The sequence below is a fragment of the Exiguobacterium sp. s133 genome (assembly GCF_018618595.1).
GTDB lineage: Bacteria > Bacillota > Bacilli > Exiguobacteriales > Exiguobacteriaceae > Exiguobacterium_A > Exiguobacterium_A oxidotolerans.
The window spans coordinates 24,067-49,634 of sequence record NZ_JACSMK010000002.1; the positions used below are offsets into that span (position 1 = coordinate 24,067).

At 45.3% G+C, this 25,568-nt stretch carries 28 protein-coding genes; 9 read left to right on the plus strand and 19 right to left on the minus strand.

The features are described from left to right. Positions 1 to 4: 4 nt before the first annotated feature. A complete protein-coding gene (locus KNP96_RS02700; RefSeq protein WP_088837635.1) occupies positions 5 to 1,117 on the plus strand; it encodes an aminopeptidase in 1,113 nt (370 codons plus the stop codon). Positions 1,118 to 1,171: 54 nt separating this feature from the next. Here KNP96_RS02700 and KNP96_RS02705 read toward each other — a convergent pair whose 3' ends face one another. The 7 genes from KNP96_RS02705 to KNP96_RS02735 form a co-directional block, all read right to left on the minus strand. Then, positions 1,172 to 1,612: a Dps family protein gene (locus tag KNP96_RS02705; protein ID WP_029331180.1), complete on the minus strand. Its 441-nt coding sequence runs from the start codon at positions 1,610 to 1,612 to the stop codon at positions 1,172 to 1,174. A gap of 114 nt (positions 1,613 to 1,726) precedes the next feature. After that, a complete protein-coding gene (locus KNP96_RS02710) occupies positions 1,727 to 2,242 on the minus strand; it encodes a DUF5698 domain-containing protein (protein WP_088837636.1) in 516 nt (171 codons plus the stop codon). Between the two features lie 165 nt (positions 2,243 to 2,407). Further along, positions 2,408 to 3,703 (minus strand): UDP-N-acetylmuramate--L-alanine ligase, encoded by a 1,296-nt coding sequence (murC, locus tag KNP96_RS02715; RefSeq protein ID WP_214766592.1) that lies wholly within the window; start codon positions 3,701 to 3,703, stop codon positions 2,408 to 2,410. Positions 3,704 to 3,781: 78 nt separating this feature from the next. Beyond that, positions 3,782 to 4,561, minus strand: coding sequence for a hypothetical protein (locus KNP96_RS02720; RefSeq protein ID WP_088837638.1), 780 nt, complete (start codon positions 4,559 to 4,561; stop codon positions 3,782 to 3,784). Between the two features lie 37 nt (positions 4,562 to 4,598). Then, positions 4,599 to 5,207, minus strand: coding sequence for a YtpR family tRNA-binding protein (gene ytpR / locus KNP96_RS02725; RefSeq protein ID WP_214766594.1), 609 nt, complete (start codon positions 5,205 to 5,207; stop codon positions 4,599 to 4,601). Positions 5,208 to 5,260: 53 nt separating this feature from the next. Beyond that, a complete protein-coding gene (locus KNP96_RS02730) occupies positions 5,261 to 6,058 on the minus strand; it encodes a DUF1444 domain-containing protein (protein ID WP_214766596.1) in 798 nt (265 codons plus the stop codon). Positions 6,059 to 6,113: 55 nt separating this feature from the next. After that, the gene (locus KNP96_RS02735; RefSeq protein WP_029331186.1) at positions 6,114 to 6,422 is read right to left on the minus strand and encodes a thioredoxin family protein; all 309 of its coding nucleotides are present in this window, start codon (positions 6,420 to 6,422) and stop codon (positions 6,114 to 6,116) included. 126 nt (positions 6,423 to 6,548) lie between these two features. Between KNP96_RS02735 and KNP96_RS02740 the strand changes: the two genes are divergently transcribed. Beyond that, positions 6,549 to 6,839 (plus strand): hypothetical protein, encoded by a 291-nt coding sequence (locus tag KNP96_RS02740; RefSeq protein WP_214768760.1) that lies wholly within the window; start codon positions 6,549 to 6,551, stop codon positions 6,837 to 6,839. A 163-nt stretch (positions 6,840 to 7,002) separates the two neighbouring features. Here KNP96_RS02740 and KNP96_RS02745 read toward each other — a convergent pair whose 3' ends face one another. After that, entirely contained in the window at positions 7,003 to 8,016 is a 1,014-nt protein-coding gene (locus KNP96_RS02745; RefSeq protein ID WP_214768762.1) for a PTS sugar transporter subunit IIC, read from the minus strand. Positions 8,017 to 8,163: 147 nt separating this feature from the next. Next, a complete protein-coding gene (locus tag KNP96_RS02750; protein WP_088837642.1) occupies positions 8,164 to 9,234 on the minus strand; it encodes a M42 family metallopeptidase in 1,071 nt (356 codons plus the stop codon). 123 nt (positions 9,235 to 9,357) lie between these two features. Between KNP96_RS02750 and KNP96_RS02755 the strand changes: the two genes are divergently transcribed. Together KNP96_RS02755 and KNP96_RS02760 are read left to right on the plus strand one after the other, a co-directional pair. After that, entirely contained in the window at positions 9,358 to 9,660 is a 303-nt protein-coding gene (locus KNP96_RS02755) for a PepSY domain-containing protein (protein WP_029331190.1), read from the plus strand. Between the two features lie 57 nt (positions 9,661 to 9,717). Beyond that, positions 9,718 to 10,074, plus strand: coding sequence for a DUF1304 domain-containing protein (locus KNP96_RS02760; RefSeq protein ID WP_214768764.1), 357 nt, complete (start codon positions 9,718 to 9,720; stop codon positions 10,072 to 10,074). Positions 10,075 to 10,144: 70 nt separating this feature from the next. Here KNP96_RS02760 and KNP96_RS02765 read toward each other — a convergent pair whose 3' ends face one another. Next, positions 10,145 to 10,660: a hypothetical protein gene (locus KNP96_RS02765; protein ID WP_029331192.1), complete on the minus strand. Its 516-nt coding sequence runs from the start codon at positions 10,658 to 10,660 to the stop codon at positions 10,145 to 10,147. Between the two features lie 116 nt (positions 10,661 to 10,776). Then, the gene (trmB, locus tag KNP96_RS02770; protein ID WP_088837643.1) at positions 10,777 to 11,418 is read right to left on the minus strand and encodes a tRNA (guanosine(46)-N7)-methyltransferase TrmB; all 642 of its coding nucleotides are present in this window, start codon (positions 11,416 to 11,418) and stop codon (positions 10,777 to 10,779) included. A gap of 175 nt (positions 11,419 to 11,593) precedes the next feature. On the opposite strand from trmB, the gene cydS reads away from it, so the two are divergent. From cydS to budA, 3 genes are all read left to right on the plus strand, one after another. Continuing rightward, complete coding sequence (cydS, locus tag KNP96_RS16980) at positions 11,594 to 11,695, plus strand: cytochrome bd oxidase small subunit CydS family protein (protein WP_371816015.1); 102 nt, start codon at positions 11,594 to 11,596, stop codon at positions 11,693 to 11,695. A gap of 164 nt (positions 11,696 to 11,859) precedes the next feature. Further along, a complete protein-coding gene (gene alsS, locus KNP96_RS02775; protein WP_214767953.1) occupies positions 11,860 to 13,554 on the plus strand; it encodes an acetolactate synthase AlsS in 1,695 nt (564 codons plus the stop codon). Between the two features lie 15 nt (positions 13,555 to 13,569). Beyond that, complete coding sequence (gene budA / locus KNP96_RS02780; protein WP_029331195.1) at positions 13,570 to 14,283, plus strand: acetolactate decarboxylase; 714 nt, start codon at positions 13,570 to 13,572, stop codon at positions 14,281 to 14,283. 330 nt (positions 14,284 to 14,613) lie between these two features. Here the strand turns inward: budA and KNP96_RS02785 are convergent, their stop codons facing one another. From KNP96_RS02785 to pepV, 6 genes are all read right to left on the minus strand, one after another. Next, positions 14,614 to 15,411, minus strand: coding sequence for a phosphotransferase (locus KNP96_RS02785; RefSeq protein ID WP_214769055.1), 798 nt, complete (start codon positions 15,409 to 15,411; stop codon positions 14,614 to 14,616). Between the two features lie 51 nt (positions 15,412 to 15,462). Continuing rightward, positions 15,463 to 17,631 (minus strand): type I pullulanase, encoded by a 2,169-nt coding sequence (gene pulA, locus KNP96_RS02790; protein WP_251135710.1) that lies wholly within the window; start codon positions 17,629 to 17,631, stop codon positions 15,463 to 15,465. A gap of 38 nt (positions 17,632 to 17,669) precedes the next feature. After that, a complete protein-coding gene (locus KNP96_RS02795; RefSeq protein ID WP_088837646.1) occupies positions 17,670 to 18,536 on the minus strand; it encodes a hypothetical protein in 867 nt (288 codons plus the stop codon). 9 nt (positions 18,537 to 18,545) lie between these two features. After that, the gene (gene thpR, locus KNP96_RS02800; RefSeq protein ID WP_214768766.1) at positions 18,546 to 19,061 is read right to left on the minus strand and encodes an RNA 2',3'-cyclic phosphodiesterase; all 516 of its coding nucleotides are present in this window, start codon (positions 19,059 to 19,061) and stop codon (positions 18,546 to 18,548) included. Between the two features lie 5 nt (positions 19,062 to 19,066). Beyond that, positions 19,067 to 20,212, minus strand: a complete 1,146-nt coding sequence (locus KNP96_RS02805; protein ID WP_088837648.1) for an MFS transporter — start codon at positions 20,210 to 20,212, stop codon at positions 19,067 to 19,069. Positions 20,213 to 20,276: 64 nt separating this feature from the next. After that, entirely contained in the window at positions 20,277 to 21,674 is a 1,398-nt protein-coding gene (gene pepV / locus KNP96_RS02810; protein ID WP_088837649.1) for a dipeptidase PepV, read from the minus strand. Between the two features lie 307 nt (positions 21,675 to 21,981). On the opposite strand from pepV, the gene KNP96_RS02815 reads away from it, so the two are divergent. Further along, complete coding sequence (locus tag KNP96_RS02815; protein ID WP_029331202.1) at positions 21,982 to 22,200, plus strand: DeoR family transcriptional regulator; 219 nt, start codon at positions 21,982 to 21,984, stop codon at positions 22,198 to 22,200. A 110-nt stretch (positions 22,201 to 22,310) separates the two neighbouring features. Beyond that, complete coding sequence (locus KNP96_RS02820) at positions 22,311 to 22,943, plus strand: SDR family oxidoreductase (protein ID WP_088837650.1); 633 nt, start codon at positions 22,311 to 22,313, stop codon at positions 22,941 to 22,943. A 74-nt stretch (positions 22,944 to 23,017) separates the two neighbouring features. Here the strand turns inward: KNP96_RS02820 and KNP96_RS02825 are convergent, their stop codons facing one another. Both KNP96_RS02825 and KNP96_RS02830 read right to left on the minus strand, forming a co-directional pair. Then, positions 23,018 to 23,737, minus strand: a complete 720-nt coding sequence (locus KNP96_RS02825; RefSeq protein ID WP_029331204.1) for a pseudouridine synthase — start codon at positions 23,735 to 23,737, stop codon at positions 23,018 to 23,020. Further along, the gene (locus KNP96_RS02830) at positions 23,724 to 25,388 is read right to left on the minus strand and encodes a putative polysaccharide biosynthesis protein (RefSeq protein ID WP_214768768.1); all 1,665 of its coding nucleotides are present in this window, start codon (positions 25,386 to 25,388) and stop codon (positions 23,724 to 23,726) included. The genes KNP96_RS02825 and KNP96_RS02830 overlap by 14 nt, the downstream gene beginning before the upstream one ends. Positions 25,389 to 25,568 lie beyond the last annotated feature (180 nt).

The following is a 25,568-nucleotide window of genomic DNA, read 5'->3' on the forward strand; positions in this document are numbered from 1 at the left end:
ATTCATGCGCGATCCACGTCTTACACAACTTGCAACGAACTTAATTAATTATTCTGTTGCACTCGCTCCTGGTGAAAAAGTTTTAATTGAAAATTTCGGAATTGAGCGCGAATTAGTCGAAGCACTCGTTGATGCTGCCTATGAAGCAGGCGGACTTCCATTCGTCCTGTTGAAAGATAATCGTATTCTACGAAAATTATACCGAAATGCATCAGAAGAGCAACTTCAATTGATGGCTGACATCGAGCAAAAGCAGATGCAAGCGATGGACGCTTATATCGGCTTACGTGCCGGGGATAACATCAATGAATTATCTGACGTGCCATCGGACAAAATGAAGTTATACGGACAAACATTAGGGAAAATGCATACCCAAGATCGTGTTAAAGGAACGAAATGGGTCGTCCTCCGTTTCCCGACAGCTTCGATGGCTCAACTTGCCAACCAATCGACAGAAGCGTTTGAAGACTTCTACTTTGATGTCTGTACGCTGGATTACGAGAAAATGGGCAAGGCGATGGAACCACTCGTCGAGCTGATGAACAAGACCGATCGTGTCCGCCTCGTCGGGGACGGGACAGATTTAACGTTCTCGATTAAAGATATCGCCGCAATCAAGTGTGCCGGTAATGCCAACATTCCGGACGGTGAAGTCTTTACGGCCCCTGTCAAAGATTCCGTCAACGGCGTCATTTCCTATAATACACCGTCACCTTATCAAGGATTTACGTTCGAAAACGTAAAATTGACGTTCGAAAACGGAAAAATTGTTGAAGCAACGGCGAACGATACGGAGCGCATCAATCAAGTGTTTGATACAGATGCCGGCGCCCGTTTCGTCGGTGAGTTTGCGATTGGTGTCAATCCATTCATCCAACATCCGATGAAAGATATTTTATTTGACGAAAAAATTGATGGCAGTTTCCACTTTACGCCGGGTCAAGCTTACGCTGAAGCCTATAACGGAAACGATTCTTCGGTCCATTGGGACTTGGTCAACATTCAACGCCCGGATTATGGCGGCGGTGAAATTTGGTTTGACGATGTCTTGATTCGTAAAGATGGACGATTCGTCCTTCCTGAACTCGACGTCTTGAACCCGGAAAATCTAAAATAAGTAGAAAACGGATGGCCGAATCCTCTAAGGATGCAGTCATCCGTTTTTGTTCACTTATTTTTTTAGTGTCGCACGCAACATCCAAATTTGTTTTTCGATTTCTTTTGCTTGAGCCAGTAAATCATCTTCGACCGTCACGTCTTGCGCCTCTAAATGTTCAATCGCTTCAAGCATTTCTTTACGTACTTGTTGGAAGTCGCTGATGACGGATTCAACCATCTGATCGGCAGATAAGCCAGATTTTGCTTCTTCAAGCGTCGTCTGCTCCAAATATTCTTTCATTGTCGCTGAAGGATTTCCATTGTTCATCAACAGTCGTTCTGCGACAACATCATATTGCTCAGATACCCACGTGTACAATTCCTCTAGTTTAACGTGTAACGTCAAAAATTCTGGTCCTTTAATGTACCAATGATAATTATGGAGTTTTACGAATAAAACACCATAGTTTGCAACTTGTTGGTTTAGTGCTGTTTTTGCGTGATTACTAATCATCTTCGATTACCCCTCTCACGAATTGTAATTTGTTCTATATCATCTTTATCCTTAAATAACATAGAGTAAACATCTTTTTGTGGAGAATCCCGTGATGTTCTTCAAAAGTTTTCATTACTTTTGACGTTTTAACCCCTTCAGCATGTATCCCCCTTTGAAGTCGACCGAATCGAAAGCAACGAGGAATGCTTTTGGCTCATATTCTTCGACTAAACCACGCAATACTTTCATCCGCGTCCGTGCAGCAAGTACATCGAGCCGGTACCGGACACCGTCTCGTCCTTGTCCTTGGTAATGGGTGACACCAAATCCGTTATCGCGGATGACTTGAATCAGTTCAGCCGGAAATTCTTGTGTATGGACTTGAATCATATTGTAGCCAATCGCAAGTTTTCTTTCGACGAAGCCACCAATTAAAATACCGAGCCCGAATCCGAGTGCGTAGACGACCATTCCGAGCGTCGTCAAGTCACGGAACACGACGCCTAAAGCAAAGATATAGATTAACGTTTCGACCGTCCCGAAGACACCAGCGATGACAGTCCGCCCTTTGACGAGCATGATTGTCCGGAGTGTCAGGACAGGCACGTAAATGAGCTGCAATAATAAAATCAAGAAAATTTGTCCCATGTGATTGATTCCTTCCTAAATTAACATACCCCCACTATTCCAAAATTCAATTCAAGATGCAATAAAAAAATGGTTCGGCGTACGTCATCTTTTCTTAACTTCACGAAACCGACAAAAAAGGCATGGATGCCTGAATGCACCCATGCCTTTTACTGATGAAACATTTTATTTTGTTCCTTCATACTGCTGTTGGTACGTTTGGATATCCCCCGCACCCATGAACAATAGAACAGCATTGTCATGTTTACTTAAAATCGAAACATTATCTCGCGTCAAGATGTCAGAATTCGGAATCTTCTCTTGGAGATCCTCAATCCGAACTTGCCCTTCTTGCTCTCGCGCCGATCCGAAAATCTCACAGAGATACGTAGCGTCCGCTTCCCGAAGCGATGTCGCAAAATCATCCATGAATGACTTTAGGCGTGTGTACGTATGCGGTTGGAAAATCGCGATGACTTCCCGGTCCGGATATTTCTTACGTGCCGATTCAATCGTCGCACTAATTTCTTTCGGATGGTGTGCATAATCATCGACTAAAATCTGTGATCCGAAATCTGATTCACTAAAGCGACGTTTGACTCCTCCGAATGAAGCGAGACGTTCCGCGACATCCTCTTTGTTCAACCCTTCATACTGACAGATTGCGATGACCGATAAAGCATTCAAGACATGATGTTGACCGAATCCCGGAATCAGGAACGTGCCATAAAAATCATCCCGTAAATAGACATCGAATGATGTGCCGTCTGGTGTTGATGCGACATTTTCAGCGCGGAAATCATTGTTCTGTCCAAAACCATAGTAGAGGACAGGCACATTCGCTTGAATGTTTTGAAGATGCTCGTCGTCCCCACAAGCAACGATCGCTTGCTTGACTTGCATCGCCATTTCTTGGAACGCCGAAACGACGTCATCAATGCCTGTAAAATAATCCGAGTGATCAAAATCGATGTTCGTCATGATTGCATAATCTGGCTTGTAGTATAAAAAGTGACGTTTGTATTCACATGCTTCAAACACAAATGCTTTTGCCTCTTCGACACCTGCACCTGTACCGTCACCAATCAGAAATGCGGTTGGCGTGATTCCGCTTAAGACATGTGACAACAGACCTGTCGTCGATGTTTTACCGTGTGACCCTGTGATTGCGACTGAACGATATTCGTCTGCTAGGTGACCTAAAAAATCGTAGTAATGATAAATTGTTAAACCAAGTTCATTTGCCCGCGCGATTTCTGGATGTTCATCACCAAACGCATTTCCTTGAATGATGATTTGATCTTCTTTGATGTTGTCGGCGTTGAACGGGAAAAACGGAATACCTTTCGCCCGTAAAGCGTCCTCAGTAAAGATGTGTTTTTCGATATCAGAACCTTGTACTTGATGGTTCATCTCATGTAATACTTGGGCAAGTGCACTCATTCCAGTCCCTTTAATCCCAACAAAATGATACTTTGTCATATAAAAGCCCTCCAATTCACGTTCCGGTTCGTACCATCGGGCTTGGGTACAAAACCTGTACCATTATAGCAAACCGACTTATTTTTTACCATGTAAATTATTTTGTTCACGTCGTGCACGATACATCGCCATTAAGTCTTTAGTTGTCATCACAACGTTGACAGGCGGTCCAACAGGTTTCTTGACTGCACTTGACTGTACTTGTGTTTTTTCTTCAGCGCGCTTTTCCGTGAAGACATGTTGTTCTTGCACGGTTTCCGTCTCAAGGACATGTTCGACGGTGTTTTCCGAAGAAATCTCATCTCCGTTTTCGACGGGAGGTTGTTCCGTGTCTTCACTTAAAGATGTCACTTCTAATGATTCATCTTGTTGTTTTAGTTCAGTAACCGGTTCTTCTTCAACTGGCTCTTGTTCCGTTAGAGCTGAATCAAAAGATTCTACAGCAAATGCTTCAGTTGATGACTCGATTGATGGGTCAGGGTTGAGTAGTTCAGAATCCGTCACTGGAACAAGACCTGCGTCTACTTCGGTTAAGTCCGTCTGTTCCATCGTCTCGATCCCTGACGCTTCAATTGTTTCATCTGTCATGTTCTCAAGCGCCTCATCGGTTTTTCCCTCTTCTGATTCACTTGAAACGTCCATTTCCGATTCAATCGAAGTTACATCTTCTTGGATCGACCGTTGCTTTTTAGGCCGTTGGAATCCGTAAATAGGCGATGGAACATCCGTCAACACGAAGCGATCTTCTCGCTCTTCTTTTTTCGGTCGTTCGACTGGAGTCGTCTCTTTTTCGCCCGCTAATTCCCGTCGAATCCGTGCCGCTTGTTCCTTCAATGACTGTTCGTAACGATTGCTCATTCCTTCACCCCTCCATCTTGTTAAAAAATCGGCCGAATCAACGGCCGATTAAGAATGCCTCTCCAGTATGTGCTGAATCCTCTAATACAAGAATTCCTTTTTCTTGTGGTGCGTCTGGTAATGCGAGTTCACGGGCAGAACACAGCATCCCGCTTGACGGTATACCTCGAAGTGCAGAAGGTCGAATGATTAAACCGGATGGCATGACCGCCCCTGGTTTAGCAACGACAACTTTTTGTCCTTCTGCGACGTTCGGCGCGCCACAAACAATTTGAAGTGTGTCTCCGTCCACCTCGACTTGGCAAATCGATAGTTTATCCGCATCCGGATGTTTTTCACAAGAGCTAACGTATCCAACAACGAATTTTGGTGAGTAATCGATGTCATCGATTACAAGCGCTACGCCGTTGTCCGCTAAAACGCTTTGAATTTTTTTGACGAGTTCGGGTGTCAGTTCAACTGGTCCGACTGCATTCAATTCAAATTGCTGTGACGCTTCAAAAATATTGTATCCAATCACGCGCTCATGATGGAAAATCGTCGCGACAGCACCTGCACGTTCAGCCGTAACTTCCGCTCGTGGTGCATCTGATAAGATGACCATCAAGACGTCTCCGACACCTTCTTTATTATAAAACACATTCATTCAATCCATGACTCCCTTCAGACTTTCTCACAATGCTTATTGTATCAGATTATTCAAGGTTTCGGATGCTTGTTTTTCGCAAGGACGAAGACCGGTTCAAGATTTCCGTCTTCATATAGGAATGGGAGTGCCGTAACCGGTACACGTCCATTTGTGAAGAAGTCAAACATTAGCTGTTGCAAGACATCATAGCCCGCGTCATTTCGGATATCCGCAAAAATTAAGACGTCCTGATGAGGAATCCCAATCGAAAATTCACCTGTCACTTTGTCTGCATAATCTGCTAACAATTGTTTGTTGAGGACGCGGCTAGCCTCATAGCCATCTCCTGTACTCAAGAAATAAAAGACATTTCCTGCGACTTCATCGACCTTGAATGGTGCTTCGAGCGACTTCAAGTTGAAGCGTGCTGCTTCAGACAAGTGTTCAGTCGTCCACCCCGCCTGTTCAACTAAATCTTCATCAATTAGGCGATAGGTCGCTCCTAAGTCAAGAGCGTACATGATTTTTGTTTCACCCGTATGTGGCGTACTGATGATTCGCTTGCCATCTTTCGTTTCGTCAGCGAACGACTTCGCTCGAATGACTGGTAATACTTTTTGTTCATTTCCGACTAATGAGATAGGCTCCGTTTGTTCTAGAACCGCTTTGATGTACTCAATCGTCTCTTCAACAGCAATGACACCTCGCCGCTTTGCCTTTGCGACGAGCGGGTTTAATCCAAGGTCAACGCCCGTCCGGTCTTGTTTTCGTTCAATCCGAAGGACCGATTTTTCACGATCAAAGTACGTCGTATAACGTTCTTCTTCAAATGCTTCCGTCACCATACGGCGAATTTGTTGCAGTTCCATGGGTCATTTCCATCCTTTCTTAATGAAAAAAAGCGAGACAGCGCTCGCTTTCGTGTCAGACTGTTTCTAAAAATTCGGTCACTTGTTCAGGTGTTTTACGTTCTTTTCCGACGTAACGTCCTGTTTCTTCGTTTCCACGATAGGCAACGAAACTCGGAATGCCGAAGATGTCCATTTCCTGGGCAATTTCCATATGTTCATCACGGTCGACGTAATAAAATTCAAACTCACTGAATTTACTTTCGATTTCTGGCATGAACGGATCGAGAAAGCGGCAGTCCGGGCACCAGTTTGCTGAAAAGAGAAAAACAGCATTTCCTTGCTTCGCTGTTTCAAATAGTTGTTGAGAATCAAGTTTTTTCATGGTAGTTCCTCCTTTGATTACTTCTTAATTTCATTGGGTACATCATAGCATATTCGAATGTTTCTGTGCGTTTTCACGCTCTGTTTGCTATACTTCAACTAGAAAACGCCTTGAAAGGAAATCACTATGACGGACCAACCTATTAAACATCCATTCGAACGTTTCGTCGGCTTCGTCGGAATGACGAGTTGCCTTCGCTACGGTTACTCTTTTATCGATTCTGAACGAGGATTACCTGAGATTTTAACATTCTTAGTTATCGGGTTTGCGATTATCCTTGTCCTTGAAGCACTCGGGAAACGTGTCGCCCGAAAGTTACCAGTTGTCCGGATGCGTTACTTGACCCCCCTCTATTTAATTTATCTCTACGTATTTCTGACGAGTTTCTACTCGAGTTCGTTCGGTTTTTCTTTATAATGACAAAAGGGACTGACTTAAAAGCGTGAACGACTCTCAATTAATTAGAAATGGCCGACGATCCCGTGAAAAGTGGGATCATCGGCCTTTTGATTGATGGAGGACGGAAACGTCCGCCACAAGGATTATTTTTTTTGCTTATGAGTCAGCCCTTTTTTTAGATTCAATAGTCGATTTTTAAATCGCCGTCCTTAATACGTCCATACCGGTACAATACCCGATAAATTAGATAACTGATGATTGCCGGAGCGACGAAACATAGGATGCCGACAGCAAGATAATATTCTGTCGTGAAGCCCATTGTCTTCAGTACCATCAATGGACCAACTAATCCGCTCGTCCCCATTCCAGAACCCGCCGGATTACTCTCGAGACTGAACAAGACTGTCGCGAATGGTGCCAACAACGCACCGGCAAGCGTTGGGGGAATAATCGTCCACGGATTACGGATGATATTTCCGACTTGAAGCATCGATGTCCCGACCCCTTGTGCAATCAATCCACCAATCCCGTTATCACGATAACTGATGACACCAAATCCAATCATTTGGGCTGCACAACCGATCGTCGCTGCCCCTGCGGCTAATCCATCCAGTCCTAACATGATGCCTAAAGCAGCACTTGAAATGGGCGCTGTCAATGCGAGTCCCATGACCGTCGCAACAAAAATCCCCATCAGCAGTGGTTCGCGTTCCGTTCCCCAGCGAATGACTTCTCCGAGATCCGTCATCAACGTTCCAATCCAAGAACCGATATACTTCCCACTTAAAAAGCCGATCACTAACGTAAGTAAAGGTGTCACGATAATATCGAGACGCGTCGTTTTTGAAAACAGTTTTCCGGACTCCGTCGCAATCAACGCCGCGATATAGCTCCCGGCAGGTCCGCCTGCTTCATAACCGAACGCTCCGACAACGACTGCTGAAAATAAAATCAACGGCGGTGCCTCTAAAGCGAACGCGACAGCAACACCAATCGCTGGTCCGGTCAACGCAATCGCTTGATCCCCAATCGTGACGAGAATCGATGCATCGACTCCGCGTGTCACCAACCCGTCGCCAATCGTTTTTAGAATCAATCCCATAATCAACGAGCTAAATAAACCGAGCGCCATATAACTGAGCACTGTAATGAAATAAATCCGAGGGCTTAATGATATTCCTTTATCTTTTAACAAGTCGCCACGTCCTTTTCGTCAAATCAACGTTATTATAACAAATTTCCCACAAAAGAAAACACAAATGTTATTTCATCTGACAAGACATGTGTTTCGCGAAAAAGAAGGTGAATTTGTCCATAGAGACAAATCCACCTTCCGGATTGCTTACTTCACTTGTAGTGTCGCGAGCGTTGTCGCATCCAATTGCGTGACGAGTTTTTTCAACAACTCTTTCGCCGCATCGTAGTCATCCGTATGCATGATTGAAGCATGCGTATGGATATAACGAGCCGGTAAGCCGACGACCGTCGTCGGAATCCCATTGTTCGAACGATGAATGACACCGCCATCCGTCCCGCCCGCTCCAACATAATACTGATACGGAATCTGATTCGATTCTGCCGTATCAAGTACATAATCCGTCATTTCCTTCGATAGAATCATGACGCTATCCTTGATGCGTAACAAAGGACCTTGACCAAGTTGACCAAACTCCGTTTTATCGCCTGAAGCATCGTTCGCTGGTGAAGCGTCGACAACAAATGCGACATCCGGATCAATCATGTTCGTCGCCGTCTGTGCTCCGCGTAATCCTACTTCTTCTTGGACAGTTGCACCAGAGAATAAGACATTCGGATGATCGGCTGCCTTCGTCTCTTCAAGCAACTCAATCGCCATACCGACCCCGTACCGATTGTCCCAGGCTTTCGCCATGATTTTTTTCGGATTCGCCATCGGTGTGAACGGGAAGAATGGAACAGCCGGAATTCCTGGTCGAACGCCAAACGATTCCGCTTCTTCTTTTGAATCCGCCCCGATATCGATAAACATGTCTTTGATCGCCATTGGTTTATTCCGCACTTCCTCTGTTAAGAGATGTGGCGGTGTCGATGCGATGATTCCCGGAATGATTCCATGATCGCCGCAAATCGAAAAGCGTTGTGCAAGTAGAACTTGACTCCACCAACCACCTAGCGGCTGAATCCGAAGCATCCCGTTCTTCGTGATTTGTGTGACCATGAAGGCAACTTCGTCCATGTGACCTGCGACCATCACTTTCGGACCATCGGCCTGACCCGTCCGTTTACCGAAAATCGATCCGATACCATCTGTAACGATTTCATCCGTCACCGGTGTAATCCGCTCTCGGACGAACTGTCTGACTTCATGCTCAAACCCCGGAGCCCCGTTCAATTCCGTCAATGTTTTAAATAGATCTTTTGTCTTTTCATTCACTATGTATCGCCTCCTATTTTTCTATTATACAAAAAAATGCTTCAATCACTTAAGCTTTTGTTTCTATCTTGACGAATTATTTGGTACAGTAGGTATAGAAACCTGTAAGGAGGGGAAATTTTAATGAAAAAACGCTATTGGATTATCGGTTTGGCAGCAGCTGTCGTTGCAACTTTCGCAGTTAAGAAGGCTGTCGACAACAAACAACTATCTGCCGAGGAAGCTCTCGAAATCACGAAACGCACATTTTCAGCAAAAGGACGTGTCCAAGGTGCATGGATCTCTGCAACACCAGAGGCGTACGCATATGAGTCACGTGACTACCAAAGCTACAAAGGTGGCATCTCGGTCCTTGAAGGTGACGATGAAAAAACGTATCAATTCACAGTTGATGCAGAAACAGGCGCTTTACTCGAATACGCATAATATCGGGACCATACTTCGTCAGTCGAAGTATGGTCTTTTTTTAAGGAGCGAACTTTCATGAACCTACTCGGAACGATTCTTGTTTTACTTGTTGCCCTTGAACATTTCTATATTTTAGCTCTTGAAATGTTTTTCTTATCTTCAAAACCAGCGCTTCGTACGTTTGGACTGACGAAGGAAATCGCAGCAGATCCACGCATCAAAACATTGTTTGCCAATCAAGGATTATACAATGGTTTTCTTGCTGCCGGATTGATTCTCGGTCTTGTCCTTGATTCATCTGTCATTCAACTGTTTTTCTTAAGTTGTGTCATCATCGCCGCCCTGTACGGTGCAGCGACAGCAAATGTCTCGATTCTCTACAAACAAGGACTGCCTGCCATTTTGGCATTTCTCGTCGTATTATTTTTTTAGTTCAAAAAAAACCCACCTCTTCGGAATCTTACTTCCTCTTAGGCGGGTGTTTCGTTTTGTCCGACAACGATTAACGTGGGTTATCGTTACGTTCGTAGATCGGGTTCATGTATTCACTTGTCGAATAAAGACGTGGTACGACGACATAAAGTACAATTGCTGGTACGGCAATCAACAAGATCATCAATAACATCGGTAACCAGTAGACTACTTTCTGCTGTAAGTTGTTCGAGTTTTTGTCGATGTATTCTTTGACGCCATCTACTTTCGCAGCATCTGCGTTCGTCAACATCTCTTTACTCTCCGTGTTATAGAAGTGGATTTCACGTTTGATTGTGATAAAGATGCCATCACGGACTGTCTCGATGACAGCGATTCCGCCGATGATTTCTTCACCTTTTTCACCAGTGAATGTTTTCGGGTCCTCGATTTCTACAGAACCTTTTTTATAATCGTAATGCGAACTCTTTAATTCCTCGTCGAGAGCCTTTTCCATTGCTGACGTATCAATCGCAGCGAATACCGATTGACCGATACTCAGCGCGAGAAAGAGTGCTGTTACGAAGGCTAAGCTTTTTTGCCACATCCCCAAATTCCCCCTTTACCTGTAAGTACAAGTTCTTCAGTCAACAACATTGTACCAATTAATAAGAAAAAAGTGTGAAAGAAATACCAGGAAAATAAGAAAACTTTTTGTCTAAATCATTTTCCGTACGTTGCTTCCATCCGATAAATCGGTTGACCAAGTGCTGAAAAACGTTCTTCGTACTCCGTTCTGACGTTATCTTCCGGCTCATTAACGTGTAAATCAAGCGACATCCAGTCGAATGTCATACCGTAAGCTGACATCGTCATCAGGCTCGATTCAAATAGTTTACGGTTATCCGTCTTAAAGTGAATCTGACCTTGCTCCGGCAAAATGTCTTCGTACGTCGCGAGGAACGTCTTATATGTGAGACGTCGTTTCGCATGACGCGACTTCGGCCAAGGATCAGAGAAGTTTAAGTAGACACGAGTGACTTCTCCCTTTTCAAAGAAGTCACGTAAGTCTTTTGCATCGACCGTCAAGACACGGACGTTAGGTAGTGGCTCTTCGACCAATTTTTGAACGATTGCAACCGCAACACTTTCAAATAATTCAATCGCGATGAAGTTGATATCCGGGTGTTGCTTTGCCATGCCCGTGATGAATGCCCCTTTTCCGGAACCTACCTCAATGTATAGTGGATGTTCATTTTTAAATTCTTCTGACCAGTTTCCTTTTAAGGTCGCCGGGTCCGCGATATAGATCGATGCCTGTTCTTTCATATAATCCAGCGCCCAAGGCTTGTGGCGTAAACGCATATTGTTCATCCTTTCAATTCTTAAATTATCCGCAGATAAGTTTATCATGATTTGGGTAATTATATAAGATGTTATTCGTTTAGCAGAGTCGAATGTTCAGCAGATCGTCACTTGAGAATTACTGAGCAATCTACTACACTTACTATACGGACTATCCCTAAAGGAGGTTTTGACATTGGAAAATTTCTTAATCATGTGGGCATCACCGATCGTTCTCGTCATGGGCGTGACTGCTCTTTTCGTTTGGGCGACATTCGGTAAAGTTGACGCTAAATAATCGCGATTCAGTAGGCATCTTGTGTTCTGTCACAAGATGCCTTTTTTACTTTCTAAAGGATTATGGTTGGTTTCTGACTAAAACAGATGTATAATTTCGATGAAACAGTTTTTATATTACAGCTATCAATCGACAAAATACGTTGATAAAGAAGGAGAATTGTAATGAACAAAAACGAAAACAGAGAAAATGAAAATTTAGTACAGAAAAAAACAGGAGCTGATTTGGTCGTTGATACGTTAATCGAGCAAGGGGTCGAATACATCTTCGGAATTCCCGGAGCAAAAATCGATTCTGTTTTCAACGTCTTACAAGATCGTGGTCCTGAATTAATCGTCGCACGTCACGAACAAAATGCCGCTTTCATGGCCCAAGCAATCGGACGTTTGACGGATAAACCAGGGGTCGTCCTCGTTACGTCTGGTCCGGGCGCATCAAATCTCGCAACAGGTCTCGTGACAGCTAACTCGGAAGGCGATCCGGTCGTCGCGATTGCCGGTGCCGTCTCACGTGCCGATCGACTCAAACGGACGCATCAATCGATGGACAACCAAGCACTCTTTACGCCAATCACGAACTTCAGCGCGGAAGTTCAAGATGCGGATAATATCCCAGAAGTCCTCTCGAATGCTTTCCGGACTGCCGAAACGACGTCCGGTGCTGCTTTCGTCAGTATTCCGCAAGATGTCGGTTTGAACGAATCAAACGTCACGTCCTTTAAAGCCGTACCGACACCAAAACTCGGGATTGCTCCAGAAGAATGGGTCGAAGAGACGGCCACACTGATCGAACAAGCGAAACTCCCTGTTCTCCTGCTCGGTATGCGTTCCAGTCAACCGGACGTCGTCAAAGCGATTCGCACTTTATTGAACCGTGTTTCGATTCCCGTCGTCCAAACGTTCCAAGCTGCGGGGACTTTGTCACGTGACTTAGAATCTAATTTTTATGGTCGTGTCGGTCTATTCCGCAACCAACCAGGTGACGCGTTGCTCGCTGAAGCGGATCTCGTCTTATCCATTGGTTATGACCCGATCGGCTACGATCCGAAGTTTTGGAACAAACCAACGAATGAACGGACATTAATTCATATCGACCAAATGCGGGCTGAAATTGATCACTTCTATCGTCCTGATCGCGAGCTTGTAGGTGACGTCGCGAAAACGATTGATGCGTTATCCGATCGTCTGAAGCCACTCGCCTTGTCAACAAGCACGGATACATTCTTGAACGGTCTTCAACAACGGCTCGTCGAGCGGGACGTCCCGCCGGTTGTCGAAGACTCGCTATTGACGCATCCACTTTATTTCATGAAGACATTACGCGAACAGATTGCAGATGACGTTACCGTAACGGTTGATGTCGGTTCACATTATATCTGGATGGCGCGTCACTTCCGTTCATACGAACCACGTCACCTCTTGTTCAGTAACGGGATGCAGACACTTGGTGTTGCATTACCTTGGGCTATCGCAGCGACACTCGTCCGTCCTGGTAAAAAAGCCGTCTCGATTTCAGGTGACGGCGGGTTCCTTTTCTCTGCAATGGAACTTGAGACAGCCGTCCGCTTGAATGCTCCGATCGTCCATTTCGTTTGGCGTGACAGCGGCTTTGATATGGTCGCGTTCCAACAAGAAATGAAATATAAACGGAAATCAGGCACATCATTCGGCGATGTCGATCTTGTGAAGTATGCGGAAAGTTTTGGTGCAAAAGGCTTACGCGTCAATCATCCGTCTGAACTCGTCGCTGTCATGGAAGAAGCTTGGAAAACAGAAGGACCTGTCATCATTGATGTTCCGATCGATTACAGCGATAATGCTGCGCTCGGAAAAGAAGTACACTTGGATCAATTAAACTGATAAGGAGATGAGCAGATGACGAACGATGATACGTTACTTCAAATCTCGACGATGATGGCGTTACTCGACGGCGTCTTCGAAAGCGAGGTCAGTTATGCGTCCGTTCTTGACGGGCGCGACTTCGGCATCGGAACCTTCGACCATCTCGACGGAGAAATGATTGGTTTTGATAATACCTTTTATCAATTGCGTTCTGACGGGAGCGCCCGCCCGCTCGACCCCGAAACGACGACACCGTTTTGTACGTTGACTCGATTTACTCCGACACAGTCGATTCAAATCGATCAAGAAATGACGAAACAAGACTTCGAGCATTGGCTAAGCACGCAACTCGCGACAATCAACAGCTTTTATGCCGTGCGAATCGATGGAGAGTTCACGGAAGTCAAGACACGGACGGTCGCACGCCAAGAACAACCATTCGTCCCGATCACGGAAGCCGTTGCGACACAAAGTGCACGGACGTTCGAACAGACGGAAGGGACACTTGCCGGCTACTATACACCACGCTTCGGTCACGGGATTGCCGTCGCCGGATATCATCTACACTTCATCGATCAAGCCCGCGAAGGTGGCGGGCACGTCTTCGATTACACGGTCAAGAACGTCACCGTCTCATTCGAAGAAAAACCACGCCTTGATTTACGTCTACCGACGACAGCTGCTTACCGAGAAGCAGATCTTGAAAGTCATGACATCGAACAAGAAATAAAAATAGCAGAAGGTTAATGTTCAGGCTGTAGACAAAGTTCTATCAGGAGATAAAGTGTCACGTTTCGTTGCTTTCCTCGGGCGAGGCGAGACAGGGCAACGCGAATTGTTTGCATCTCGATATAGCATGTTCACTCTTTATAAGAGTTTGTCTACAATCTGTGGTTAATTTTTTCGCTTCAACTAAAACCGCCAAAGCGCTTATTGCACTTTGGCGGTTTTTTAGTTATTTTCATTTTCTGTGACTCCTGCGGGAAACGAATGTTTTAACGGTATCACAGAAAAAAGATGGTCGATCACCCGCAAGTGATGCCCACCTTTTTTCACTGGTCCAACCGCCCCTGCCGATTACATTTCATTTTCGAGCAACTGCGCGAGAAAAACATAACTTTCTGGTGCATCCGGATGTTGTGCATCTTCATACCAGTAAATCGACAAAATCGCTTGCGCCACCACGTACCAATGCATGCGCTGTTTTAATTCAAGGGTCAACGGATGACCGTAACTCGCAAACCATTCCGGCCAGTATTCCTCGTCAACATAACTATAGAGCATCATCCCTAAATCATAGGCACGATCGGCGATGATCGCATCATCCCAATCATTTAAATAGAGATGACCATCCGCCCCCGTCAACCAATTGTTGTGATTTAAATCTGAATGACAAACGACTTGCTCATCCGTTCGGACAAGCGCTAAATGCGTCTCTAGATAACCAATTGCCTGTTCAATCAAGTTTGCTTCACGTAGTTCTGCCGGTTGAAAATAGAGCCGGCATTGACGCAATAGCTCATCTGGTTCAATTGGTCGTTGATCAAGTTGTTGTAACATGAACAACAACTCTTTTGAATCATGTATTTTCCCTAGTAATCGGGCCACCTCTGGACGCTCCATCATTTCCGGTTCGAGTTCGTTTCCTTCAATGAATTGTTGCGCACTGATGACATCCCCACTGTAAATTCGTTTAGTCCAAAGCAACTTCGGAACGATTCCATCCGCCGATAAAATGGCTAAGAACGGAGAAGAGTTCCGCTTCAAAAATAATTTTGACTGTCCAGTCGAAGCGACGTACGCTTCACCTGTAATGCCGCCTGCTGGCGTAAGCGTCCAGCCTTCGCCAAGCGCATCTAAAATATCTAATTCCATCATAATCCGCTCAACTTTTTAATAGATTTGCCATAAGGCACAATGAATATCTTAACATGTCGCAATCGTCGTTGACAACGGAAGCACTTTAATCTTGGCGACGCCTTTTTCGATTGGGGTGACGGATGCTTCATCACCTTGAACATGAAGATTCCACATCGGGTGATCGAGCGCAATCTCGATTGTTTCATCCGTCACATTATGCACGACGAGTGTTCGCTGCCAGGCATCATAAGAGTGAATCGCATCCACTTCGTAAGCGATGACACCCGGTCGCATCGGTAAAAAATGAAGCGATTCTTGAATCTGATTCGCCCAGTGCAAGCGGAAACCACCGTGCATCCGTCTAATCTGTAAGATATTTTTAATATAGTCGACCATCTCAAAATGACGATCCCGCAATGTCCAATCCAATCGATTAATGGCATCGGGTGCATTATAACTGTTTTCGACACCTTGTTTCGTCCGACCAAATTCTTGCCCGGCATGAAGAAATGGAATTCCCTCTGCTAAAATCACAATCGTTTGTGCAAGACGACTCATTCGTAGAAGTTGGTTTTCATCGAGATCCGGTCTAGCAAGGCTCAATTTATCAAACAGCGTATGATTGTCATGTGCTTCGACGTAGTTAATCGAGTAGGTCGGCTCTGGGAAACGACCGTACGTTTGATTCTCAAGCGTCACACTTCCGGCTATTCCGTTTCGAACCTCTCCTTCTTTCCAAAGATCGCCCGACACAAATCCACGGTCATGTTCATTAAACGTTGATCCCTTCAGTGCATCCCGAAAGACATCATTAAAATGACCAATCCCAGGCATCCGTGCAGCAGAGGAGCTAATCGCTTTTCGCCGTGCGGCTAACGGTGTCGCAAGATCCCATCCTTCCCCGTAGATGAGGATTGTCGGATCAATCGCATCAAGCGCCGTCCGAAGGCTGTTCATCGTCTCCACGTCGTGAATTCCCATCAAATCAAATCGGAAGGCATCAATTTGGAGTACCTCCGCGAAATAGGTCACGCAGTCAACAAGCAATCGTTTCATCATAAAACGTTCTGATGCTGTATCATTTCCGACGCCCGTTCCATTCGCTAGCGTCCCGTCGAGTTCATAACGGAAGTAGTAACCAGGAACAAGATGTTCGAGTGCTGCCTGCTCACGAATATAGACATGATTCATGACGACATCAAACGTGACCCGGATACCGGCAGCATGCAGCTGATCAATCATCTCGACGTACTCGAAAATCCGCGTTCGCGGATTTGTCGCATCACTCGCATAGCTACCCGCCAGTGCGAACCAGTTTACGGGGTCGTATCCCCAATTGTATGGTGAGCGTGTAATTTCATCCGTCGAACCGAACAAATGTACCGGTAGAAGTTGAACGTGTGTTACGCCCAAGTCAAGCAAATAATCGAGTCCCGTCTTCTTCCCAGCCGGAGAACGCGTCCCCCGCTCGGACACACCCAGGTATTGTCCCGGGTGCGTCGATCCTGATGTCGCATCAATCGTGAAGTCCCGGATATGCGCTTCATAAATTACTGCATCCGTCGGTTTCACAAGAATCGGACGTTTTTTCCGCTTCGGAAATCGCTGCCTGATTTCTTGATCGACATCTGACAGGACGCCGAACCGTCCGTTCGCCGTCACTGCTTTTGCATATGGATCGACGACTTCGGTCGTCCCTAAGTACGTCGTCACGCGATAACGGTATCGGGCGTGTTCATATTCGCGAGCTAACGTAATTTGGTAAACACCACGATCGCCCCGTTTCATCTCGCTCGTTTTCAGAACTGTTTCTGTTGTATCGTAGATGACACACTCGATACGTTCCGCAATCGGTGACCAGACAAAAAGTGATAACATCCCATCATCCATCATGACGCCAAGCGGTCCTTCGTAACTATATTTACGATCGAACAACGATGTTTGAACAACACGCCCCGGAAAGATTCGAATCCGTCCCTGTGTCGCACTCACTAATTCATACACACTCCCTAACTCAATCGCTCCCTCTACTTCCAAAATGAGACGTGCGACTCCTCCGTCTTGTTGTTGCGAAATGACAGCATAATCGATGATTGCCTGATTTGAAACTAACTGCACGTCTTCTTTAGTGAATGACTGTTTCGATTCGACCAAAATCGATTGAAACGTCAAAAATTCCGCTGAAATTAATTGTGGGTGCATCAGCGCTAGTTCGCTACTTTTCATTTTCGTCATATGTGCGCGACAACATCAAAATTTTTGCCGCTCCCTCCTCACGTCTGAATCCGTTCATTCTCTTGATCATTGACCGCCATTTGAAATGTGATCGATGACGTTTCTTTTAGTATCTTTTCACAAACTCGCATTTGAAAAGCTTTTGTATAGGGGGCGGATGTATTCATTTTGTGTAACCAGTGTGCAAAATCGACTTTACTTACATAAGTAGTTTTCGACTCTTTCGGCAGTTGATCAAAATAACCTTTCGACGCAATGACGACTCGTTCGATTGGTAGTTCAAGTTCACTTCCTAAAACAAGCCGTAAAATATCTTCTGTCCGTTTCAAACTGATCAACGGATTCAGAATGTTTTTCGTCGGTGCCTTAAACGGCTGCTCACGCCATAATTTCTCTCGTTTAATATGATAGATGCTCTCTTCTCCATCCAACCAATCGAGTAAATAAATCGCGGATGGGCCGACGGCAAAGGAACTTAACTCGACTTCTCCTTGTTGATAATGAATGACAGCACGATAAAACAAACCGTATTGATCATTTAACAGATGGACCATCTGATAAAAGTCGAGGTGTCGCCGAAGCGGCAATTTCCATATCTCATCTTCAGTTGCCCCGCCCGCTACATAGAGCAACTTTTGAATCTCGACTCGTTTTTTATACCATTTATCAAACGCTGGCTTTGAGATCTGTTTCCCTGGTAACTGGACGACGACAGGAGATTTGAAAAATTGCCACCATTTCTTAGGACGGACGATCGTCTCGCCCGGAAACAAGTCTCCAGCTTCCCACTTATGGAATAGATTCTCGTAGTCTAACTGCCGTTGCTCTTTGTAGCGTTTTGAGACTTCGAGCGGGTTCTTCTCATACTTACTCTCTAAATCATATAACTTCATCAATAACGCCATGAGATCACCTCACTGTTCTTTCCCGCATCTAGCTAAGGTATTGATTCGATATCTCGGACGATTAGCTGGATGGATTTCATATAAAATAAGTTCCGTGACATTAATTTTCGCTTGTAGCGTCATGTCTGGCAATGGTTCTTCACAGTCTGCATTCCAGCGTTTCGCAAGTGTGATATGAGGAACGAACGGTTTATGTCGTTCCGGAGCCAGTTGATTCGCGAGTCGTAATAAAGAAGTCGTCTCTTCCACCCCCGCAGCGAAAACACGTGGACGGTCCTCATTGCCGAACGTAACGAGATGATTGATTATCAAAGTGAACGGCTGAACAGTAGCTGCAATTTCTTTAAGACGACATTGCCATTCATTCAATTCGCGCTCCGTCAATCCACCTAAGAAATGTAATGTCAGATGAAAGTCTTCCTGGCCGTAGACCTGTTGATAGTAATGACCAAGATTAACCGCTTCAGATAACTGCTTCAACTCGAGGAGCGGTACAGGAATCGCGATAAAATAATGTCGGTCCAATTTAATCACTCCTTGATCCTTCCACTTATCAGATAGAGCACTGCCCCAAGCAAGCTACTACTTGTATATACCCAAAAGACACTATAAATTGTCCATTGTTCGAGGACAACGCCACTCATCAAATTGAAAATCGCGGTCGCAAGTCCCGTCGTAGTAGCCATATATGTACTGACAGCCGTAGCTACCATTGATGATGGGACAAGCGAACGCACATAGTCCAGCGCAACGGGAATCAGTAATCCAACAATCATCCCTTGTAGTGCCGCAAGGATCCATAACGAGAAGACCGGTGGTTCTAAAGCAAGCAATCCCGTCCGAACAGCAGATAAAATTGAGACAAACGCGAGGACAGGAATCGCGCCAAATCGCATTAAGACACGTGTCGCAATTCGCATGAACGGAATTTCGCAGAGGACAGCTACAAAAAATAAGGTCCCGACGAGTGCCGTCGATTCGCCTCGAATCGTAACATAACTTCCGAAATAATAGTTGTTCGCAAAAATCGGACCAAAGACGAGACTTCCACCTGCTAAAAATAACAGGAAGCGCTTATTTGAAAATAGTCGTGAAACGGGCATCCGTTCACTGACCGTCAACTGGACTGGAGCTGCTTCGATACCAATCAATACTAAGAACGCTAAAATCAGCGCTGCTCCACTTGCATAAAAAATCGCTCCGAGCGTCCCCCCTTCTGTCACCTGCCCAAGTACGAAGACAGCAAGCGCAAAACCAGCTGAACCGAATAAACGAAGTGCGCCATAATCGACTGATTTCCGCTTCGAAAATTCAATGGCGAGTGTATCGACTAACGGAATATGTGCACATTGGAATAAGGCCCATAAACATGCAATCAATAAGAGCAGGATGTAGACCGATGTCAGTAAATAACTGACAGTAAATCCTGCTGCTGCGAGGAGCGCAACGAGCAACAGACGTTTCGGTCGACCAAAACGATCAGCCGCGAGTCCCCATAGTGGTTGCAACAAAATCGATAAAATCGGACCGATCGCAACAATCGTCCCGATTTCTGAACCAGATAACTGAAACGCATCATTCGAAAAATAAAGCGTTAAGTACGGAATGAGTGCACCTTGCCCGAAGAAGATAAAAAAGTAGAGTGCCTGAAAGTGATATTTTTGACGATTGATCACGCGGTGTACTTCCTTTCAAGAATCAATCCCCCGTCATCGGTGTGCCGGGGGATTCATGTCCATATTATTTGGCTAGTTCATAAATCGCTTCTGCATAAATCGCGACCGCTAACAATAACTCTTCAAAATCAACGTATTCATCGACTTGGTGCGCGACTTCCGGACCACCCGGGAAAACTGGACCGAATGCAACACCTGCTGTTAACGAACGCGCGTACGTGCCTCCACCAATTGCAATCAAGTCCGCTTTTTGATTCGTGTGACGTTCATAGACAGCACTGAGCGTCTGAATCAATTCATGTTCTGGATCAACATGGTGCGGTGGCATGTGCGTCCGCGTCTGAAGGTCGAAACCATAGGCCGAAGCCGCTTCCTTGATCAACTGTAGACGCTCCGTGAAATCAGCGCTGTGCGGATAACGAATATTGAGTGACGCCGTTCCTTGTCCCTCTTCATAGCGGAAGACACCACCATTGATCGTTAAATCCCCCGTTTCATCTGATGCCGCGACACCCAATGCGACACCGCGTGAATCACGGAACATATGCATGACGAGTTCGATGTAACGCCGTCCATTGTAGTCGAGGTGAAGCGTACTTAAGAAACGAGCAAGGTGTAATGCCGCGTTTTTACCATTATCCGGCTCCATCGCATGCGCTGCTACTCCGAAGACGTCAAAGACAAGACCTTCTGCCGTTTGCTTCACTGTCCCTGTCAATCCTTGCTCTTCCAGGTAGGCATGGAATGAAGATTCAATCGATCCGTGTTCAGCTACATGGACCGTCGCTGTCGCATGACCCGGTACCATGTTCGGACGTTCTCCGCCTACGAACGTTACGAGATGATAACCTGTGTCTGCAGTTTGTGCTGGTTTCCCTTGGATCAAAAGGCCATCATATAATCCTTTTTCAGCATTGATGATTGGAAAATCAGCGTCTGGTGCAAATCCAATCGTCGGCATCTCTTCATGCTTGAAGTAGTGATTGACACAACGCCATTCGCTCTCTTCATCTCCACCAGCAATTAAACGAATCCGTTTCGATAACGGTAACCCTAACTCTTTGACGATTTTTAACGCATAGTATGCCGCAATCGTCGGTCCTTTATCATCAATCGCACCACGTGCATATAGTTTTCCGTCCGCTAGCGTCGGATTGAACGGTCCATACGTCCAGCTGTCCCCTCCAGCAGGAACAACGTCGAGATGGCAAAGAATCCCGAGCAGTTCTTCACCTTCACCATATTCAAGGTGCCCTGCATAACCGTCGACATTTTTTGTTTTGAACCCATCGCGCTCCCCAGTCGCTAACATCCAATCAAGTGCACGTTTGACTTCTAGACCAAACGGCGCCCCTTCTTGAATTGTTGTTTCATCGAGTATACTCGGTATGCGTAACAACTCTTTTAAGTCTGTCAAAAGTGCTTCGCGTCGCGTTAAAACTTCTTCTTTCCAATTTACCATATGACACCTCTCCCTTATCCGTTAATACGTTCACCTTTTCAGTATAGCGAATGTTCGGCGATTACGAACATCCAAAATCTTAATTCTTCCATTTCTCTTATTAAGACGAACATTAAAAAATAATAAAACGATTACATTCGTTAATCAATGTTCAATTTGTATGTTTTTTTCAATAACGTTCGGTTAAATTACTTGCATTCTATACTGAAAGAGTTATACTAAAGACGAAACAACTTGATATATCACCGTCTATTGTCACCCGAAGTTTTAGAACACTATTCTATCCATTGGGGGAGTGGTTATACCAATGAAAGATTCTACAGACCGTATGTTGACCCGAATTAAGTCGATCTATCTCTTTATCAACGAGAACGGAGCTACTACGACAGCAGAGTTGGTTGAAGAGTTTGGCATCACATCAAGGACCGTTCAACGGGATTTGAATGTGCTCGAATACAACAATCTCATTGTGAGCCCAAGACGTGGTACTTGGACATCAAGTAAAAAGCAACGCCAAGCCGGTTAATCAAGCAGTTTCAACACTATTTTTCTTTTACGACGCGAATCCTTCGCGTCTTTTTTTGTTTTTATTTTTAACAGACGGGTATACCTAGTCTAGAGAAGGAGATGATTTGAATGAATATCATTATTATTGGAGCAAACGGAACAACAGGTCGAAAAATGGTTGAATTGATTGCAAAACAAGGACAACATCAAGCGATTGCTGTGGTCCGAGAAGAAAATCAAATAAACGATTTAATCGCTCTTGGTGCATCTGAAGTACGAATCGGTGATTTAACAGAAGACATGTCGAATGTCGTTAAAGATGCTGACGTTACGATTTTCGCAGCAGGTGCCGGTGGAGCATCGGACGAATTGACTCGCGCTGTCGATAAAGATGGAGCCATCAAAGTCATCGATGCATCAAAAGCAAACGGAATTGAACGCTTCATCATGCTCAGCTCTGTCGGTACGGATAATCCGCGTGGCGAACTAAAAGTTTATCTCGAATCAAAGGCCGCTGCCGACGAACACTTAAGAGCGAGTGGACTTGATTACACAATCGTCCGCCCTGGTCCATTGAGTGATGAGGACGCAAGTGGTACAGTCGAAATCAAAGAACACTTTGAATCGTACGAAGATCGTAAAGTCCCACGTGCCGATGTCGCCACACTGCTCGTGACATTAGTCGACCACAAAACACAATCACGTCAATTCGAAGTATTAAGCGGTCCTTTCCCAATCGCGGAAGCACTCCGGAACGTTTAATCTGCTCTTCAATTGATGGAATCCAAATAAAAAAACGCTTCTGCCAAGTGCAGGAGCGTTTTTTGACACGACACTTATTCCGGTGTCCAGTCGAACAGCGCTAACTCGCCACGCGTCAGTTCACGGTACTCACCTGGTTCGAGTGTCGAATCAAGTGGCAATTCACCAATCGATAGACGTTTTAAATACGTCACTTCTTTTCCTAACGCCAGCATCATCCGTTTGACTTGATGGAACTTGCCTTCTGTAATCGTCAGTTCCAGAGTCGATGTCTCATCCGTTGCCTCTAAGATCACGAGTTTCCCCGGTTTCGTTTTATATCCATCCTCCAACGTGACACCTTCTTGTACTTCAATCACGTCTTCTTCCGTCAACGTACCGATGACTTCTGCATAGTACGTTTTCGCAACATGTTTTTTCGGTGACATCAACGCATGATTAAATGAACCGTCGTTCGTCAACAGTAATAAACCTTCCGTGTCTTTATCCAGTCGTCCGACCGGGAATGGTTTGAAGTACGTCACGTCCTCGAACAATAACTCAATCACTGTTTGGTCCCGCTTGTCTTCCGTCGCACTGATTACACCAGGCGGTTTGTTCATCATCAAGTAGATATACTTTTGGTAAACGACAGGTTCACCATACATGAGAATATCTTGTGTCTCGACATCGACATGCTGTTTCGGGTCGAGTACAATCTCACCATCTACTTGAATCGCACCGGATTTTAAGAGTTGTTTGACTTCTTTACGGGAGCCTGCCCCCATATTGGATAACAATTTATCTAGCCGCATTGCCACGTCCTCGTTTCATTGAAAATTTTCTTCCTAATACTGCTTCTGCCAGTCCCGTCCAAATGGCTAATCCGGCAAAAATTACGATGCCAAGTCCCGCACCGACGATTAAAATCGCGAGTGACGCAAGTGTCGTTTCTGGCAAGAATGCAACCATTCCCCATTTCACGAGTGCAACACCGATGCCCATGATGGCACTGATGATCATGATTAACGATGTCCGGCGCAAGACACTACTGAACGGAAAATCGACCGTTTGAGTGATGCGGAAGAACATTAACCCTGTCGCGACGAGGTACCCGAGAATCGTTGCATACCCGGCACCCGTTCCGTCACCTGTCAAATGAATCAACGGTGCGTTTAGTAAATACTTCGTCACTAGTCCGGCAAGTGTCGCAATGATTGTAAAGTATTGGCGATTGATTCCTTGTAAGACGGCCGCTGTTACAGAGTAAAGCGCTAGGAACAGCGCACTTGGAGCATAACTTAAAAGATACACCCATGCCTCCTGGTCTTTCGGGAAGAGGACATGGAATGTCTCTTGACTCAATAAAATCATCCCGACGACGGCTGGAATCGTGACGAAAAATGCCAATTGATAAATTTGTGAAATTTGTTTTTTAACTTTTTTCATGTTGCCTTGCGTGAATGATGCTGTCAACAACGGCGTTGCCGACAACGACAATCCGGTTGCGACCGAAACAGGAATCAAGACGATTTTATGACTGTCGGCAATTAAATACGCTGTCGCGTTACCCGCTGCCTCAAGTGTATACCCGATACTTTGTAAGGCTGCGTTCATCGTATTTTGATCGATGACTTGATAAAGTGGCGTCGATAACCCGACCATGACGATCGGAATCGCATATGTCAAAAGTTCTTTGTAGAGATCTGTTAACGGCCGTTCCGGTGATTGAACCGTTTGACTGTCACGTAACTCTTGTAATCCGGGAGCACGCTTCCGGAAATAGTAAACGAGGATTGCCACACTGCCGATTGCTCCAATGAATGCACTGAAGGTTGCAATCGTTGCGGCCCATGCTGCATCCGCATCGAAGATATAAATCGCAATGCTAACACCTGCCAGTAAAAAAACAATTCGAACGATTTGTTCAAGAATTTGCGAAATTGCTGTGGGTCCCATCGATTGGTGACCTTGAAAATACCCGCGCGTCATGCTCATCGGTGGGATGAGTAATAACGCGAAGCTGACCCCGCGAATCGTCATCGTCACGGCATCGATGTAAGAAGCCGAATTGACGTCACCGCCAGGAATTGCCCGATGTGCAAGATAGGGGGCAAGTAAGAATAAGGCGATGAACGAAACGATCCCGGTCAAAGACATGATCTTTAATCCAGAACGATACAGACGTTCACTCGTATCGTATTCGCCAAGTGCATTATATTTAGCGACGAATTTAGAGACAGCGACTGGAATACCCGCTGTCGCCAGCCCAATCATGATTGCATAGTAGTTATACGCATACGTATAAAACATGATGCCGGTCGCACCGACCATAAACTGAAAAGGAAACAGGTAAATCAGACCAAGGGCTCGTGAAATAAGTGATGCTCCAGACAAGAGCATCGTTCCACGAACGAATCCCGAGTTGCCGGATGAAGTCGATTGCTTTTTGTTAACAGTGGCCATGATAACTTCCCTCACGCTTTCTTTTTTTATTAAAATTAGACGAGAATACTCCCACTTTTAAACGTTCAGCGCGTAGTCCTAGTGTGAGTGGGAGATGAATCGTCTTCGGGCAAGACGTGTCTTCCGACACGTCAATTGTCCGACACTCTTAGTTTGAAAACAACCAAGATCAGGAATCCT

Excerpts from the sequence above, each read along its gene's own strand:
- KNP96_RS02700 (WP_088837635.1), top strand. The coding sequence starts at position 5 with ATGCGCGATCCACGTCTTACACAACTTGCAACGAACTTAATTAATTAT.
- KNP96_RS02705 (WP_029331180.1), bottom strand. The coding sequence starts at position 1,612 with ATGATTAGTAATCACGCAAAAACAGCACTAAACCAACAAGTTGCAAAC.
- KNP96_RS02710 (WP_088837636.1), bottom strand. The coding sequence starts at position 2,242 with ATGGGACAAATTTTCTTGATTTTATTATTGCAGCTCATTTACGTGCCT.
- murC (WP_214766592.1), bottom strand. The coding sequence starts at position 3,703 with ATGACAAAGTATCATTTTGTTGGGATTAAAGGGACTGGAATGAGTGCA.
- KNP96_RS02720 (WP_088837638.1), bottom strand. The coding sequence starts at position 4,561 with ATGAGCAATCGTTACGAACAGTCATTGAAGGAACAAGCGGCACGGATT.
- ytpR (WP_214766594.1), bottom strand. The coding sequence starts at position 5,207 with ATGAATGTGTTTTATAATAAAGAAGGTGTCGGAGACGTCTTGATGGTC.
- KNP96_RS02730 (WP_214766596.1), bottom strand. The coding sequence starts at position 6,058 with ATGGAACTGCAACAAATTCGCCGTATGGTGACGGAAGCATTTGAAGAA.
- KNP96_RS02735 (WP_029331186.1), bottom strand. The coding sequence starts at position 6,422 with ATGAAAAAACTTGATTCTCAACAACTATTTGAAACAGCGAAGCAAGGA.
- KNP96_RS02740 (WP_214768760.1), top strand. The coding sequence starts at position 6,549 with ATGACGGACCAACCTATTAAACATCCATTCGAACGTTTCGTCGGCTTC.
- KNP96_RS02755 (WP_029331190.1), top strand. The coding sequence starts at position 9,358 with ATGAAAAAACGCTATTGGATTATCGGTTTGGCAGCAGCTGTCGTTGCA.
- KNP96_RS02760 (WP_214768764.1), top strand. The coding sequence starts at position 9,718 with ATGAACCTACTCGGAACGATTCTTGTTTTACTTGTTGCCCTTGAACAT.
- KNP96_RS02765 (WP_029331192.1), bottom strand. The coding sequence starts at position 10,660 with ATGTGGCAAAAAAGCTTAGCCTTCGTAACAGCACTCTTTCTCGCGCTG.
- trmB (WP_088837643.1), bottom strand. The coding sequence starts at position 11,418 with ATGCGTTTACGCCACAAGCCTTGGGCGCTGGATTATATGAAAGAACAG.
- alsS (WP_214767953.1), top strand. The coding sequence starts at position 11,860 with ATGAACAAAAACGAAAACAGAGAAAATGAAAATTTAGTACAGAAAAAA.
- budA (WP_029331195.1), top strand. The coding sequence starts at position 13,570 with ATGACGAACGATGATACGTTACTTCAAATCTCGACGATGATGGCGTTA.
- KNP96_RS02785 (WP_214769055.1), bottom strand. The coding sequence starts at position 15,411 with ATGGAATTAGATATTTTAGATGCGCTTGGCGAAGGCTGGACGCTTACG.
- pulA (WP_251135710.1), bottom strand. The coding sequence starts at position 17,631 with ATGACGAAAATGAAAAGTAGCGAACTAGCGCTGATGCACCCACAATTA.
- KNP96_RS02795 (WP_088837646.1), bottom strand. The coding sequence starts at position 18,536 with ATGGCGTTATTGATGAAGTTATATGATTTAGAGAGTAAGTATGAGAAG.
- pepV (WP_088837649.1), bottom strand. The coding sequence starts at position 21,674 with ATGGTAAATTGGAAAGAAGAAGTTTTAACGCGACGCGAAGCACTTTTG.
- KNP96_RS02815 (WP_029331202.1), top strand. The coding sequence starts at position 21,982 with ATGAAAGATTCTACAGACCGTATGTTGACCCGAATTAAGTCGATCTAT.
- KNP96_RS02820 (WP_088837650.1), top strand. The coding sequence starts at position 22,311 with ATGAATATCATTATTATTGGAGCAAACGGAACAACAGGTCGAAAAATG.
- KNP96_RS02825 (WP_029331204.1), bottom strand. The coding sequence starts at position 23,737 with ATGCGGCTAGATAAATTGTTATCCAATATGGGGGCAGGCTCCCGTAAA.
- KNP96_RS02830 (WP_214768768.1), bottom strand. The coding sequence starts at position 25,388 with ATGGCCACTGTTAACAAAAAGCAATCGACTTCATCCGGCAACTCGGGA.